The organism is Streptomyces sp. NPDC002130, from assembly GCF_040296465.1.
Lineage (GTDB): Bacteria > Actinomycetota > Actinomycetes > Streptomycetales > Streptomycetaceae > Streptomyces.
The window spans coordinates 52018-67557 of the sequence record NZ_JBEOXI010000007.1 but is presented as its reverse complement, the minus strand read 5'-3'; the positions used below and the strand labels follow the sequence as shown (position 1 = coordinate 67557).

Genomic DNA, 15540 nt, shown 5'->3' with positions numbered 1-15540 from the left:
CTTGGTGATCCGTTTTACACGGTGAGCTGGGGGTGGCCGCAGAGACCAGCGAGAAGCGACTGTTTACTAAAAACACAGGTCCGTGCGAAGCCGTAAGGCGATGTATACGGACTGACGCCTGCCCGGTGCTGGAACGTTAAGGGGACCGGTTAGCTCTGATTCGTCAGGGCGAAGCTGAGAACTTAAGCGCCAGTAAACGGCGGTGGTAACTATAACCATCCTAAGGTAGCGAAATTCCTTGTCGGGTAAGTTCCGACCTGCACGAATGGCGTAACGACTTCTCGACTGTCTCAACCATAGGCCCGGTGAAATTGCACTACGAGTAAAGATGCTCGTTTCGCGCAGCAGGACGGAAAGACCCCGGGACCTTTACTACAGTTTGATATTGGTGTTCGGTTCGGCTTGTGTAGGATAGCTGGGAGACTTTGAACTCTGGACGCCAGTTCAGGGGGAGTCGTCGTTGAAATACCAGTCTGGTCGTGCTGGATGTCTAACCTGGGTCCGTGATCCGGATCAGGGACAGTGTCTGATGGGTAGTTTAACTGGGGCGGTTGCCTCCTAAAGAGTAACGGAGGCGCCCAAAGGTTCCCTCAGCCTGGTTGGCAATCAGGTGTTGAGTGTAAGTGCACAAGGGAGCTTGACTGTGAGACCGACGGGTCGAGCAGGGACGAAAGTCGGGACTAGTGATCCGGCGGTGGCTTGTGGAAGCGCCGTCGCTCAACGGATAAAAGGTACCCCGGGGATAACAGGCTGATCTTCCCCAAGAGTCCATATCGACGGGATGGTTTGGCACCTCGATGTCGGCTCGTCGCATCCTGGGGCTGGAGTCGGTCCCAAGGGTTGGGCTGTTCGCCCATTAAAGCGGTACGCGAGCTGGGTTTAGAACGTCGTGAGACAGTTCGGTCCCTATCCGCTGTGCGCGTAGGAATATTGAGAAGGGCTGTCCCTAGTACGAGAGGACCGGGACGGACGAACCTCTGGTGTGCCAGTTGTTCTGCCAAGGGCATGGCTGGTTGGCTACGTTCGGGAGGGATAACCGCTGAAAGCATCTAAGCGGGAAGCCTGCTTCGAGATGAGTATTCCCACCTCCTTGAGAGGGTAAGGCTCCCAGTAGACGACTGGGTTGATAGGCCGGATATGGAAGCACGGTAACGTGTGGAGTTGACCGGTACTAATAGGCCGAGGGCTTGTCCTCAGTTGCTCGCGTCCACTGTGTTGGTTCTGAAACCACGAACAGCCCCATGCCATGGTCACGGCGTGGTGCGGCTGTTCACAGTTTCATAGTGTTTCGGTGGTTATAGCGTAGGGGAAACGCCCGGTTACATTCCGAACCCGGAAGCTAAGCCTTACAGCGCCGATGGTACTGCAGGGGGGACCCTGTGGGAGAGTAGGACGCCGCCGAACTCCTTTTAGAGCTCTGGCTCTTGGGCATACAGCCCAAGAGCCAGAGCTTTTTTGCGTTGAGGTAGGGTCAGGGGGCATCGTTCGCACGTTTCCCACAGGAGGCCCCCGGGTGGAGGTTCAGGAGACTCGCGTCCAGACGGACCGTGTGCTCACCATCCCGAACATCCTCAGCATGGCCCGCCTCGTCGGCGTACCCGTCTTCCTGTGGCTGATCCTGCTCCCTGAGTTCGGTGGACCCCAGAGTGACGGCTGGGCCCTTCTGGTACTCGCTCTGAGCGGTGTCAGCGACTATCTGGACGGCAAGCTCGCGCGGCGCTGGAACCAGATCAGCAGCCTCGGCCGGCTCCTCGATCCTGCGGCCGATCGGCTCTACATTCTCTCGACCCTGGTCGGCCTCACCTGGCGTGAGATTCTGCCCCTCTGGCTGACCGCCGCACTTCTGGCGCGAGAGCTGGTTCTGCTGGTGATGGTGGGCATCCTCCGCCGGCACGGCTATCCGCCGCCCCAGGTGAACTTCCTGGGTAAGGCCGCCACCTTCAACCTGATGTACGCCTTCCCCCTGCTTCTGCTGAGTGACGGAAGCAGCTGGATCTCGTCACTCGCTGCTATTTTCGGATGGGCGTTCGCCGGGTGGGGTACAACCCTGTACTGGTGGGCAGGAGTCCTCTACGTGGTACAAGTCCGCCGTCTGGTCCGTGCGGACGCCATAGCCGATTGAACTCTCGGATGGTCCTGCTGCCGTAGCGGAGCGATGGCCTGTGCCGGATAAGTGCGGGACAATCCTGGCGGGGGAAGTCGGCTAGACCGTCTCTTCGAGGAGGACGCTTCCGACATGAAGGCCGTCGTGATGGCCGGAGGCGAAGGCACGCGCCTTCGCCCTATGACCTCAAGCATGCCCAAGCCGCTCCTGCCGGTGGCCAACCGGCCGATCATGGAGCATGTTCTTAGGCTGCTCAAAAGGCATGGGCTCAACGAAACAGTCGTGACCGTCCAGTTCCTGGCGTCGCTCGTCAAGAACTACTTCGGTGACGGCGAAGAGCTGGGTATGGAGCTCACCTATGCCAACGAGGAGAAGCCACTCGGTACCGCCGGGAGCGTCAAGAACGCCGAGGAAGCGCTGAAGGACGATGCCTTCCTTGTCATTTCCGGTGACGCTCTGACGGATTTCGACCTCACCGAGCTCATCAATTTCCACAAGGAGAAGGGCGCGCTGGTCACCGTCTGTCTGACGCGTGTGCCCAATCCGCTCGAATTCGGTATCACCATCGTCGACGAGGAAGGCAAGGTGGAGCGCTTCCTCGAGAAGCCCACCTGGGGCCAGGTCTTCTCCGACACGGTGAACACCGGCATCTATGTGATGGAGCCCGAGGTCTTCGACTACGTCGAGCCCGATGTGCCCGTCGACTGGTCCGGTGATGTCTTCCCGCAGCTGATGAAGGAAGGCAAGCCCATCTACGGCTACATCGCCGAGGGCTACTGGGAGGACGTCGGCACGCACGAGAGCTATGTGAAGGCGCAGGCCGATGTCCTCGAGGGCAAGGTCGACGTCGACATCGACGGGTTCGAGATCTCCCCGGGCGTGTGGGTCGCCGAGGGTGCGGAGGTCCATGCCGACGCCGTACTCCGCGGACCTGTTTACATCGGCGATTACGCCAAGGTCGAGGCCGGTTCCGAAATCCGTGAGCACACCGTCGTGGGCTCCAATGTGGTCGTCAAGAGCGGCGCGTTCCTGCACAAGGCCGTCGTCCACGACAACGTCTACGTGGGGCCGCACAGCAATCTGCGTGGCTGCGTGGTCGGCAAGAACACCGACATCATGCGTGCGGCGCGGATCGAGGACGGGGCGGTCATCGGTGATGAGTGCCTGATCGGTGAGGAATCGATCGTCCAGGGCAATGTGCGGGTCTATCCGTTCAAGACCATCGAGGCAGGCGCCTTCGTCAACACCTCGGTGATCTGGGAGTCCCGCGGCCAGGCGCACCTCTTCGGCGCCCGCGGAGTGTCCGGCATCCTGAACGTCGAGATCACGCCGGAACTCGCGGTGCGGCTCGCCGGCGCGTATGCGACGACGTTGAAGAAGGGCTCGACCGTCACCACGGCCCGGGACCACTCGCGTGGTGCCCGTGCGCTGAAGCGGGCAGTGATCTCAGCACTGCAGGCCAGTGCGATCGACGTGCGCGACCTGGAGAACGTGCCGCTGCCCGTGGCCCGGCAGCAGACCGCGCGCGGCAGTGCGGGCGGCATCATGATCCGTACCACCCCCGGGGTCCCGGATTCCGTCGACATCATGTTCTTCGACGGGAACGGTGCGGACCTGTCGCAGGGCAGCCAGCGGAAGCTGGACCGGGTGTTCGCGAGGCAGGAGTACCGTCGGGCGTTCCCCGGTGAGATCGGGGATCTGCACTTCCCGGCCAGCGTCTTCGACTCGTACACCGGGTCGTTGCTTCGGAACGTCGACACCACAGGCATCTCCGAGTCGGGGCTGAAGGTCGTCGTGGACGCGTCCAACGGCAGTGCGGGACTCGTCCTGCCCAGCCTGCTCGGCAAGCTCGGGGTCGATTCGCTGACGATCAACCCCGGCCTCGACGAGTCCAGGCCGACGGAGACCGCCGACATGCGGCGGTCGGGGATGGTGCGCCTCGGGGAGATCGTGGCGTCCTCGGGAGCCGCGTTCGGTGTGCGGTTCGACCCGGTCGGTGAGCGGCTGTCGCTCGTCGACGAGAAGGGCCGGATCATCGAGGACGACCGGGCGCTGCTCGTCATGCTCGATCTCGTGGCCGCGGAGCGGCGCAGCGGCCGGGTCGCGCTGCCGGTGACCACCACCCGGATCGCCGAGCAGGTGGCGGCGTACCACGGGACGCAGGTCGAGTGGACGACCACCTCTCCCGACGACCTCACACGTGTGGGCGGTGAGGAAGGGACGATCTTCGGCGGTGACGGAAAGGGCGGCTTCATCGTGCCCGAGTTCAGCAGCGTGTACGACGCCACCGCGGCCTTCGTACGGCTCATCGGGCTCGTGGCGCGGACGCAGCTCACGCTCAGCCAGATCGACGCAAGGATCCCGCGGGCGCACGTCCTGAAGCGGGATCTGGCGACCCCGTGGGCCGTCAAGGGGCTCGTGATGCGTCGGGTCGTCGAAGCGGCCGGAGATCGCTTCGTGGACACCACGGACGGTGTGCGTGTGGTGGAGACCGACGGCCGCTGGGTGATGGTGCTGCCCGACCCGGCCGAGGCCGTCACCCACCTGTGGGCCGAGGGGCCGGACGACGCCTCCGCGCAGGCCCTGCTGGACGAATGGTCGGCGGTCGTGGACAGCGCCGGCCGGTAGAACGGGCTGCACGCGTGCGTGCCGGACAAGTGTCCCCAACGGGGCCTGTCCGGCACGCCGGTGGGCCCGTTCGGAGGTAGTGCTCGCGACGTGCGACGATGTGCGGCATGCCGCAGCAACCCCCCATTCGGAGCACACCCACGCGGCCCCGGCGCCCGGATGCGTCCATGTCGTTGCTCACCAACGTCATGGACCACAGCCTCGACGACGGATATGCCGAGGCCGCCGAGCGCAAGAAGGCCGCGGGTGACAGCGGCATGCCGAAGACGCTCAGGGCGAAACTGGGGCTCGCCGCCGGACTGGTGCTCGCGGCCCTTGTCGTGACCGTCGGGGCGGCGCAGGCGCGGGTCGCAGCCCCGGTCGTCGCCAAGGAGCGGGAAGAGCTGGTCGACCGCATCGACCGGGAGACCGAGGCGGCGGACAAGCTGGAGGACACCGTCGACGAGCTTCGCGCGGACGTGGGCGCACGGCAGCGCGAAGCGCTGAAGCACAGCGGCGGCAGTGGGGACTCCGACCTGGCGGGCATCCTGTCGGGTGCGGTCGCGGTGCACGGTCCCGGTGTGAAGCTCGTGGTGAACGACGCCAAGGAAGCCGCCTCCGGTGGCGATGGCAACCCGCGGGAGACCTCCGGCTTCTCCGACACCGGCCGCGTGCGTGACCGGGACATGCAGCGCGTGGTCAACGGGCTGTGGGAGTCGGGTGCCGAGGCCGTCTCCATCAACGGGCAGCGGTTGACGGCGCTGTCCGCGATCAGGGCTGCCGGGGACGCCATACTGGTCGACAACAAGCCGCTGGTGCCGCCGTACACGGTGCTCGCGGTGGGGGACGGGCAGCGGCTGAGCACGCGGTTCCAGAACAGCGCGGACGGGTTGTATCTCAACGCGCTGCAGGAGAGCTACGGCATCAGGACAGGCATCTCCGTGGAGGACGATCTCCGGCTGCCTGCCGCGCCGAGTGTGATCGTACGCACAGCACAGCCGAGCATTGAGAAGAGCGAGAAGGGCACATCGTGATCGCCGTACTGGGCCTCGTCGTGGGAGTCGTGGCCGGCCTGTTGGTCCGGCCTGAGGTTCCGGCGGTGGTCGAGCCTTACCTGCCGATCGCCGTGGTGGCGGCGCTCGACGCCGTCTTCGGCGGGCTGCGGGCCATGCTCGACGGGATCTTCGACGACAAGGTCTTCGTGGTGTCGTTCCTGTCGAACGTCGTCGTGGCCGCGTTGATCGTCTTCCTGGGTGACAAGCTCGGCGTGGGCGCCCAGCTGTCCACCGGTGTGGTGGTCGTCCTCGGCATCCGGATCTTCTCCAACGCCGCGGCGATCCGCCGGCACGTGTTCCGGGCGTGAGGCCGATGAGCGAGCACGACGAGAAGCCTGCCAAGCCCGCCGACGGTCAGGGCGACACGCGCGCCGCCAGCGGCGAGTCCGGGAACCGGCTGCGCAAGGAACTGCCCCAGGAGGTGCCCGGGCCCGCTGCGGCGCCCGCGGCCGGGGAGGCCCCGGCGGAGCCGGAGCCCGAGCAGGCACCGGAACCGCAGCCGGATCCCGAGCCGCGGTTGACCGGGCGGCAGCGGCTGGCACAGGGGGTGTGGCCGCCGCGTGTCACCCGGGCCCAACTCATCGTCGCCGTTCTGCTGTTCGGTCTCGGGTTCGGGCTGGCCGTGCAGGTGGCCTCGAACAGCGACAGCGACAGTGCGCTGCGTGGCGCGCGACAGGAAGATCTTGTCCGCATCCTCGATGAACTGGATGACCGTACTCAACGTCTTGAGGACGAGAAGCAGGGTCTCGAGAAGCAGCGCGACGAGCTGGAGAACAGCTCCGACCAGGCCGAGGAGGCCCGGAAGCAGACGGTCGAGAAGGAGAGGCAACTCGGCATCCTGGCGGGCACGGTGGCCGCGCAGGGGCCCGGCATCACCATGACGATCCAGGACACGAAGGGGACGGTCGAGGCGGACATGCTGCTCGACGCGATCCAGGAGCTGCGCGCGGCGGGTGCCGAGGCGATCCAGGTCAACGGTGTTCGGGTGGTCGCGGGCACGTATCTCACGGACTCGGGCAAGGGCGTGGGCGTCGACGGGAACAAGATCAACGCGCCCTATCGTTTCAAGGTCATCGGCAAGCCGCAGGACCTCGAGCCGGCGCTCAACATCCCCGGAGGCGTGGTGCAGACTCTCGAGAAGGAACAGGCCACCGTCACGATCGAGCGGTCGACCGACATCGTGGTGGACGCCTTGCGAGCAGCGAAGCGGCCTGACTACGCTCGGTCGTCCTCGCAGTGAACCGGGGGCGCATGGGCGGCGTTCGGCGAGGGCATGAGGTTGCGGGGGGTCGGCGCACCGAATGGGCGGTGCGTGGTGGAAACTGTCTGGTGCAGACGGACGTTGTCAGGATGTCCGGGTCGGCCAGAGTGTTCAGTCAGGGTTCGTCCTGCCCCACGGGCGGGTCTGTTTCGGTCAAGGGGAATCGCCCGTGAAGTTGTTTGCGAAGTTGTTCGGCAAGAGCGCGCGAGAGGGCAGCGACAACGCGACCGCTCGTCATCGCGCACAGCCTGACGCGGAGGGCCAGCGGCCGCTGTTCCGGGACCAGGTCGGCGGCCCGGGCGGCGATGTTTCCGGTGGTCAGGGCGCGCAGTCGGTTGACCCTGCACAGTCCGGCGGCATAGGTTTCGGGCAACCGTCAGCCTCAAGTGCGGGTGGAGGGTTTTCCGACCCGTACGCGTCCAACGCCCCCGGTGGGCAGCCGCGGCAGGAGGATCCGATGTCGGCCCTGGTGTGTACGAGGTGCGGTAACCGCAACGCGGAGAACAGCCGTTTCTGCTCCAACTGCGGCGCGCCGCTGCGGGCGGGGGCGACGCCGGAGCGTCCGTCCGAGACGACCTCCACGATCTCCATCTCCGGTCTCGAGGCCTACGACAGCGAGACCACCGGCCAGACGCCGATGCCGACCCTGTCCCCCGAGGCGCAGGCCGCCGTCGACGCGCTGCCGCTCGGTTCCGCGCTCCTGGTCGTACGCCGAGGGCCGAACTCGGGCAGCCGCTTCCTGCTGGACGGTGACCTGACCACGGCCGGCCGGCACCCGCAGAGCGACATCTTCCTGGACGACGTGACGGTCTCCCGGCGGCACGTGGAGTTCCGCCGAGCCCAGGACGGCTCGTTCACGGTGGCCGACGTGGGCAGCCTGAACGGCACGTACGTGAACCGGGAGCGGATCGACCAGGTCGCCCTGAACAACGGCGACGAGGTGCAGATCGGCAAGTACCGGCTGGTCTTCTACGCCAGCCAGCGGGGCTACTGACCGGCTGCGTCGGGCAGACCCAGCCAAGGTCCATCCGTCAGGGAAGGTCCATGCGTCATACACCGAGCGGCGGTGCCGGGCACGGCACCGCCGCCACGGACAGTGGGCTGATGAGCATCGGCGCGGTGCTGAACGCGCTGCGCGGTGAGTTTCCCGAAGTGACCATCTCCAAGATCCGCTTCCTGGAGTCCGAAGGGCTCATCGAGCCGCAGCGGACCCCTTCGGGGTACCGCAAGTTCAGCGCCCATGACGTCGAGCGCCTCGGACACGTCCTGCGGATGCAGCGGGACCACTATCTGCCCCTGAAAGTGATCCGGGAGCATCTGGAGGCCATGGAGCGTGGTGAGGCCGTGCGGCTGCCGGTCGTGGGCCGTCAGCGGGACGGCGAAACCGCGTCCGAGCCGCCCGAGCCGCCTGCGGCGGCCAGGGTGGGGCGGGATGAGCTGCTCACGGCCGTCGGCGTGGACGAGCAGGAGCTCAAGGAGTGGGAGTCCTACGGGCTCCTCACCCCGCTGGAGGAGGGGGCCTACGACGCCGAGGCGGTCACCGTGGCCCTGCTCGTCGTGGAGCTCGGGCGGTTCGGGATCGAGCCGCGGCACCTGCGGGCGATGAAGGCCGCCGCCGACCGGGAGGCCGGGCTCGTGGACCAGGTGGTGGCGCCGCTGAAGCGGCACCGGAACCCGCAGACCAGGGCTCATGCCGAGGCCCGCGCCAAGGAGCTGGCGGGGCTCACGGTGAAGCTGCACGCCGCGCTGGTGCAGACGGCGCTCGGGGTGCGGCTGCCCTGAGGCGGCCGTGCGCTCGGGGGCCGGATCAGGCGCCCGATCCCGGCCCGACTACCCAAACATCCCGGGCACGGCCTAGGGTTGCTGTGTGAACGAGCTCGATGTCGTAGGTGTCCGGGTCGAAATGCCCTCCAACCAACCGATCGTGCTGCTGCGTGAAGTGGGAGGCGACCGTTACCTCCCCATCTGGATCGGACCGGGGGAGGCGACGGCGATCGCCTTCGCCCAGCAGGGCATGGCTCCCGCGCGGCCGCTGACACACGACCTGTTCAAGGACGTGTTGGAAGCCGTCGGCCAGGAGCTCACGGAAGTGCGCATCACGGACCTGCGTGAGGGCGTCTTCTACGCGGAGCTGGTCTTCGCCAGCGGCGTCGAGGTGAGCGCCCGTCCGTCCGACGCCATAGCGCTCGCGCTGCGCACCGGGACGCCGATCTACGGCAGTGACACGGTGCTCGACGACGCGGGTATCGCGATCCCGGACGAGCAGGAGGACGAGGTGGAGAAGTTCCGCGAGTTCCTCGACCAGATTTCCCCGGAGGACTTCGGCAGCAGCAGCCAGTGAGTTCCTCGGGAGCGGCAGCGGCCTGAGAAGCGTGTGGGCGGCCCGGCGGACGATGTGGTCCGTGGCAGGGCCGCCCGCCGTGCGTGACGGGTGAAATGCCCGCATGTGCCGGTGGCGTGTGAGAGCGTCACACGGTCTGTTCCGGGCACATTCGGCTAGCCTTTCCCCGCGACGGGGCACGGGAAACCACTCTCAGGGTGATTATCACTCGGCGTGGCGAGTGTGGCGATCGTTGACGCACCCCTGGTGACTGCCTACCGTCGAGAAGGCAGGTCAAGGACGGAGGTCGGCGTGAGAAGCAGCGGCGACGGTACGGCTGGGGGCGGCCCCGAGCGCAGTCTCAGGGCGAGCGGTCCGTACCCTCCCCCCGGCTCACGGCCCCTCCCGGGCGGTGGATGCCCCCAGCCCGGTGGTGCGGCCGATCACGCTCCGCAGCGACCGACAGCGGTGCCGAGCAGCGGAGGGACGACGTCCATGGCGTCCGAGCAGATCGGCTATCGCGGCCCCACGGCCTGCGCGGCCGCCGGTATCACCTACCGGCAGTTGGACTACTGGGCCCGCACCGGGCTCGTCGAGCCCAGTGTGCGCCCTGCCTATGGGTCAGGGACGCAGCGGCTGTACAGCTTCCGGGACGTGGTCGTCCTGAAGATCGTCAAGCGGTTCCTCGACACCGGGGTGTCGCTGCAGAACATCCGCACCGCCGTCCAGCACCTCAGGGAACGCGGTTTCAGCGACCTCGAGCGCATGACGCTGATGAGCGACGGCGCGACGGTCTACGAGTGCACCTCGCCCGACGAGGTCCATGCCCTGCTCCAGGGCGGCCAGGGGGTCTTCGGGATCGCCGTCGGGGTGGTGTGGCGGGACGTCGAGAGCGCGTTGTCCCAGCTGCACGGCGAGCGGATCGACACGGGCGAGACCCTGGTCGGGCCCAATCCGGCGGACGAGCTGGCACGTCGACGGAACCGGGCCGTCTGAGCCGTCCTGCGGCAGGGGGCGTACGCGGCCGAAGGAGGCGGGACGTTTCCGCGCCGGACTGTAAGCGGTTTCTCCTGGGGCGTCAGGGCAGTCGCGCGAGGCGTTGTCAGTGGCGTAGGGCAGCATCGGGGGTGTGAGAACCTCGCCCACGATCCTGCATCTCGACATGGATGCCTTCTACGCCTCGGTGGAGCAGGCGTCCAAGCCGAGTCTGCGTGGGAAGGCCGTGGTCGTGGGCGGGCTCGGGCCGCGGGGCGTGGTGGCGACCGCGTCGTACGAAGCGCGGGTCTTCGGGGTGCATTCGGCGATGCCCATGGGGCAGGCCCGCCGACTCGCGGCCAACGCCGCGTATCTCGTGCCGCGCTTCCATTTCTACCGGTCGATCAGCGAGCGGGTGATGGAGTTGCTGCGGGCGCTGTCGCCGCTGGTGGAGCCGCTGAGCCTGGACGAGGCGTTCGTGGACCTGGAGGCCGGCGGCGTGGCGTGGGACGAGCGGTCGGCGCGGCTGGCCGGGGGGAAGCTGCGCGCGGACATACGGGCCGCCACGGGGCTCACGGGGTCGGTGGGGCTCGCCGCCTCCAAGATGCTCGCCAAGATCGCCTCGGAGGAGGCCAAGCCCGACGGGCTGGTGGTCATCGAGCCGGGGACCGAGCGGGCGATGCTCGGGCCGAAGCCGGTGCGGATCCTGCCAGGAGTGGGGCCGGCGACGGGTGACCATCTGAGGCGGGCCGGGATCACCACGGTCGAGGAGATCGTCGAGGCGGGCGAGGACGAGCTCGTCCGGCTGCTGGGCAAGGCGCACGGGCACGGCCTGTACGCCATGGCACTGGCACGGGACGACCGGCCCGTGGTGGCGGAACGCGAGGCGAAGTCGGTGTCGGTCGAGGACACCTACGACGTGGACATCCACGACCGCACGCGGGTCGGGCTGGAGGTGCAGCGGCTCGCCGAGCGGTGCGTGCGGCGGCTGCGCGGGGCAGGGCTGTCCGGGCGGACGATCGTGCTGAAGGTGCGACGGTACGACTTCTCGACGCTCACGCGCTCCGAGACGCTGCGCGGGCCCACGGACGATCCCGCGGTGGTCCGCGAGGCCGCGGCCAGACTGCTGGAGTCGGTCGACACGACCGGCGGGGTGCGGCTGCTCGGGGTGGGGGTCAGCGGGCTCGCCGACTACACGCAGGAGGACCTGTTCGCCCAGGCGGCGGGAGAGCGGGCGGTCACGGAAGGCCCGGTCGAGGAGCATTCCGTGGTGCCGGCCGAGGAGCAGCCGCCGCTCGCCGAGCGGCGCTGGCCCGCCGGGCACGATGTGCGGCACGCCGAGTTCGGGCACGGCTGGGTGCAGGGCAGCGGCCTGGGGCGGGTCACCGTACGGTTCGAGACGCCCGACTCGGAGCCCGGGCGGGTACGGACCTTCCGGGTCGACGACCCGGATCTGGAGGCGGCGGATCCGTTGCCGCTGGTGTTACGGGGGCCCGACGGGGGAGACCGGGTGTCCGGGGCGGGGTCTCAAGCCGTTTCGTCGGTGCCCGCCAGCTTGCCGAAGTCGTGGTCCCGGAGCGGGGGCGGGGCGGCGACATCGAGACCGTAGTGGTGGTAGAGCTGCAGTTCCTGCTCGGGCGAGAGGTGGCGGCCCACGCCGAAGTCGGGGGCGTCCTTGATCAGGGCGCGTTCGAAGGGGACGTGGAGCGCGCCCTCGATCAGTTCGCTGGGCTCCAGGGGGACGAAGGCGTCCCTGCTGAACAGGCCGGTCCGTATGGCCGCCCACTCCGGCTCGCCGGTGGCGTCGTCGAGGTAGACCTCGTCGATGGTGCCGATCCTGGTCCCGTTGCGGTCGAACGCCTTGCGGCCGATCAGGTTGCGCGGATCGATGTCGGTTCGCACGGGCCCTCCACATGGTCGCACCTCATCCGTAAACACTACAAAAAGGCACAAGCGGGGATGCGGCCACTCGAAGGTTCGTGCGTTGACCTCGCTGGTACGCTGGCAGCGGCTGTTGACCCCGTGCGGGAGAGTCCTCCAGACACCATCGGAGGCGCCGAAGGAGCAAATCCTCCCCGGAATCTCTCAGGCACACGTACCGCACGGACGAGGTCACTCTGGAAAGCAGGGCGGGTGTCGACGGCTTCCGCTCTCACCGACGGTGAAAGCCGGAGGCCTTCGGGCGATCCGGTGAAGCTCTCAGGTTGAGATGACAGAGGGGGAGGCCGTCCGGGTACCCGTGCCGTGGTGCCCCTCGCAGGTCGTGTCGACCAGGAGGCCTCCGTAATGACCGCCCACCGCATTCCGCTCTCCGAGCTCGAAGAGGCAGTCCCCTTCGAGCAGCGCCACATCGGCCCCGACCACGAGGCCTGCGCCAAGATGCTCGCGCACGTCGGTTACGGCTCGCTGGACGAGCTGACCGCCGCCGCGGTCCCGGCCGTGATCAAGAGTGCCGAGGCACTGGACCTGCCGGGCGCCCGCAGCGAGGCCGAGGTGATCGCCGAGCTGCGCTCCCTCGCCGACCGCAACCAGGTCCTCGGCTCCATGATCGGCCTCGGGTACTACGGCACGTTCACGCCGCCGGTCATCATGCGCAACGTCATGGAGAACCCGTCCTGGTACACGGCCTACACGCCGTACCAGCCGGAGATCTCCCAGGGCCGCCTCGAGGCGCTGCTCAACTTCCAGACCATGGTCGCCGACCTGACCGGACTGCCGACCTCGGGCGCCTCCCTGCTCGACGAGGGCACCGCGGCCGCCGAGGCCGTGGCGCTGTCGCGGCGGCTGGGCAAGAACAAGAAGGGCCTGTTCCTGGTCGACGCGGACACGCTGCCGCAGACCATCGCCGTGATCCAGACGCGGGCCGAGCCGACCGGAGTCGAGGTCGTCGTCGCCGACCTCAGCGAGGGCATCCCCGCCGAGATCGCCGAGCGCGAGATCAACGGCGTGCTGATCCAGTACCCGGGCGCCTCCGGTGCCGTGCGGGACATCAAGCCGGTCATCGACCGGGCGCACGATCTCGGCGCGCTCGTCACGGTCGCCGCCGATCTGCTCGCGTTGACGCTGCTGAAGTCGCCCGGTGAGCTCGGGGCGGACATCGCCGTCGGGACGACGCAGCGCTTCGGCGTGCCCATGGGCTTCGGCGGACCGCACGCCGGCTACATGGCGGTCCAGGACAAGATGGCGCGCAGCCTGCCCGGGCGGCTCGTCGGCGTGTCCGTGGACGCCGACGGCAACAAGGCCTACCGGCTGGCGCTGCAGACGCGTGAGCAGCACATCCGCCGCGAGAAGGCGACCAGCAACATCTGCACCGCACAGGTGCTGCTCGCCGTCATGGCCGGCATGTACGCCGTCTACCACGGCCCGGACGGCCTGAAGGGCATCGCGCGGCGCACCCACCGGTACGCCACCGTTCTCGCCGCCGGGCTCGCGAACGGTGGGGTCGAGGTCGTGCACGGGGCCTACTTCGACACCCTGACCGTGCGCGTCCGGGGCCGGGCCGCCGACGTCGTGGCCGCCGCCCGTGACAACGGGGTCAACCTGCGTCTCGTCGACGCCGACCACGTCTCCATCGCCTGTGACGAGACCACGACGCGGGCCCAGCTGCGTGCCGTATGGGCCGCCTTCGGGGTCGAGGGCGTCGTGGAGGCGCTGGACGCGGCCACCGAGGACGGGCTGCCGGGCGCGCTGCTGCGCACCGACGACTACCTGACGCACCCCGTCTTCCACCAGCACCGCTCCGAGACCGCCATGCTGCGCTACCTGCGCAAGCTGGCCGACCGCGACTACGCGCTCGACCGGGGCATGATCCCGCTGGGCTCCTGCACGATGAAGCTCAACGCGACCACCGAGATGGAGCCGGTCACCTGGCCCGAGTTCGGGCAGCTGCACCCCTTCGCGCCCGCCGAGCAGGCTGGTGGCTACCTCTCCCTCATCCACGAGCTGGAGGACCGGCTCGCCGAGGTCACCGGCTACGACAAGGTGTCCCTCCAGCCGAACGCCGGGTCGCAGGGTGAGCTGGCCGGGCTGCTCGCCGTCCGCGGATACCACCGGGCCAACGGGGACGAGCAGCGCACCGTCTGCCTGATCCCGTCGTCTGCGCACGGCACCAACGCCGCCAGTGCGGTGATGGCCGGCATGAAGGTCGTCGTCGTGAAGACCGCCGAGGACGGCGAGATCGACGTCGAGGACCTGCGGGCGAAGATCGAGCAGTACCGCGACGAGCTGGCCGTGCTGATGATCACGTATCCGTCCACCCACGGCGTGTTCGAGGAGCACGTCGCCGACATCTGCGCCCAGGTGCACGAGGCCGGCGGGCAGGTCTACGTCGACGGGGCCAACCTCAACGCGCTCGTCGGGCTCGCCAAGCCGGGGCACTTCGGCGGGGACGTCTCGCACCTGAACCTGCACAAGACCTTCTGCATCCCGCACGGCGGCGGCGGCCCGGGTGTCGGCCCGGTGGCGGTGCGCGAGCACCTCGCGCCCTACCTGCCCAACCACCCGCTGCAGCCCGAGGCGGGCCCGCAGACGGGCGTCGGGCCCATCTCCGCCGCGCCGTGGGGCTCCGCCGGCATCCTGCCCATCTCGTGGGCGTACGTCCGGCTCATGGGCGGCGAGGGGCTGAAGCGGGCCACGCAGGTGGCCGTGCTCAGCGCCAACTACATCGCCAAGCGCCTGGAGCCGCACTACCCGGTGCTCTACACCGGCCCCGGCGGGCTCGTCGCGCACGAGTGCATCATCGACCTGCGGCCCCTGACCAAGGCGACCGGCGTGAGCGTCGACGATGTCGCCAAGCGGCTGATCGACTACGGCTTCCACGCGCCGACCATGTCGTTCCCGGTGGCCGGCACACTGATGATCGAGCCGACCGAGTCGGAGGACCTGGCCGAACTGGACCGGTTCTGCGAGGCGATGATCGCCATCCGAGCGGAGATCGAGAAGGTCGGCTCCGGCGAGTGGCCCGCCGACGACAACCCGCTGCGCGGCGCCCCGCACACCGCCAGTGCGCTCGCCGGGGCGTGGGAGCACGCCTACAGCCGCGAGGAGGCCGTCTTCCCGGCCGGGGTGTCGACCGCCGACAAGTACTGGCCGCCGGTGCGCCGCATCGACCAGGCCTTCGGCGACCGGAACCTGGTGTGCTCCTGCCCGCCGCTGGACGCGTACGAGGACTGATCCGCCGACCGGTCACAGGGAGGGGCTCCGCGGTGCGGGGCCTCTC

General features: G+C 68.2%; 12 protein-coding genes, 2 rRNA genes and 1 riboswitch. Of the genes, 13 read left to right on the top strand and 1 reads right to left on the bottom strand.

All coding sequences use genetic code 11. The features are described from left to right. The 12 genes from ABT116_RS02665 to ABT116_RS02610 form a co-directional block, all read left to right on the top strand. A 23S ribosomal RNA gene (locus tag ABT116_RS02665) occupies positions 1-1195 on the top strand; the annotation flags it as partial. 92 nt (positions 1196-1287) lie between these two features. Further along, positions 1288-1404 (top strand): 5S ribosomal RNA (rrf, locus tag ABT116_RS02660). A 109-nt stretch (positions 1405-1513) separates the two neighbouring features. Further along, positions 1514-2122, top strand: coding sequence for a cardiolipin synthase ClsA (gene clsA, locus ABT116_RS02655; RefSeq protein ID WP_053674126.1), 609 nt, complete (start codon positions 1514-1516; stop codon positions 2120-2122). A 114-nt stretch (positions 2123-2236) separates the two neighbouring features. Further along, a complete protein-coding gene (locus ABT116_RS02650) occupies positions 2237-4732 on the top strand; it encodes a sugar phosphate nucleotidyltransferase (protein ID WP_351626755.1) in 2496 nt (831 codons plus the stop codon). A 98-nt stretch (positions 4733-4830) separates the two neighbouring features. Next, complete coding sequence (locus tag ABT116_RS02645) at positions 4831-5745, top strand: DUF881 domain-containing protein (RefSeq protein WP_351626752.1); 915 nt, start codon at positions 4831-4833, stop codon at positions 5743-5745. Next, positions 5742-6074: a small basic family protein gene (locus tag ABT116_RS02640; RefSeq protein WP_003988855.1), complete on the top strand. Its 333-nt coding sequence runs from the start codon at positions 5742-5744 to the stop codon at positions 6072-6074. Before ABT116_RS02645 ends, ABT116_RS02640 begins: the two co-directional genes overlap by 4 nt. Before the next feature lie 5 nt (positions 6075-6079). Continuing rightward, positions 6080-7006, top strand: a complete 927-nt coding sequence (locus ABT116_RS02635; RefSeq protein ID WP_351626749.1) for a DUF881 domain-containing protein — start codon at positions 6080-6082, stop codon at positions 7004-7006. Between the two features lie 61 nt (positions 7007-7067). Continuing rightward, the gene (locus tag ABT116_RS02630; protein ID WP_351626746.1) at positions 7068-8021 is read left to right on the top strand and encodes a zinc-ribbon and FHA domain-containing protein; all 954 of its coding nucleotides are present in this window, start codon (positions 7068-7070) and stop codon (positions 8019-8021) included. 50 nt (positions 8022-8071) lie between these two features. Next, on the top strand, positions 8072-8809 hold the full coding sequence (gene ftsR / locus ABT116_RS02625) for a transcriptional regulator FtsR (protein WP_351626743.1): 738 nt from the start codon (positions 8072-8074) through the stop codon (positions 8807-8809). Between the two features lie 85 nt (positions 8810-8894). After that, on the top strand, positions 8895-9368 hold the full coding sequence (locus ABT116_RS02620; protein WP_003988851.1) for a bifunctional nuclease family protein: 474 nt from the start codon (positions 8895-8897) through the stop codon (positions 9366-9368). Between the two features lie 291 nt (positions 9369-9659). Continuing rightward, positions 9660-10343 carry a MerR family transcriptional regulator gene (locus ABT116_RS02615; RefSeq protein WP_142165133.1) on the top strand — a complete coding sequence of 228 codons (684 nt, stop codon included), beginning with the start codon at positions 9660-9662 and terminating at the stop codon, positions 10341-10343. A gap of 133 nt (positions 10344-10476) precedes the next feature. After that, complete coding sequence (locus tag ABT116_RS02610) at positions 10477-11931, top strand: DNA polymerase IV (protein WP_351626740.1); 1455 nt, start codon at positions 10477-10479, stop codon at positions 11929-11931. Here the strand turns inward: ABT116_RS02610 and ABT116_RS02605 are convergent. Continuing rightward, positions 11850-12224 carry a PRC-barrel domain-containing protein gene (locus ABT116_RS02605; protein ID WP_351626737.1) on the bottom strand — a complete coding sequence of 125 codons (375 nt, stop codon included), beginning with the start codon at positions 12222-12224 and terminating at the stop codon, positions 11850-11852. The two genes, ABT116_RS02610 and ABT116_RS02605, sit on opposite strands and share 82 nt — an antisense overlap. A gap of 113 nt (positions 12225-12337) precedes the next feature. After that, positions 12338-12433, top strand: a riboswitch (glycine riboswitch). 175 nt (positions 12434-12608) lie between these two features. Here ABT116_RS02605 and gcvP point away from each other — a divergent pair. Next, positions 12609-15494: an aminomethyl-transferring glycine dehydrogenase gene (gene gcvP, locus ABT116_RS02600; protein WP_351626734.1), complete on the top strand. Its 2886-nt coding sequence runs from the start codon at positions 12609-12611 to the stop codon at positions 15492-15494. The last annotated feature ends 46 nt before the right edge of the window (positions 15495-15540 follow it).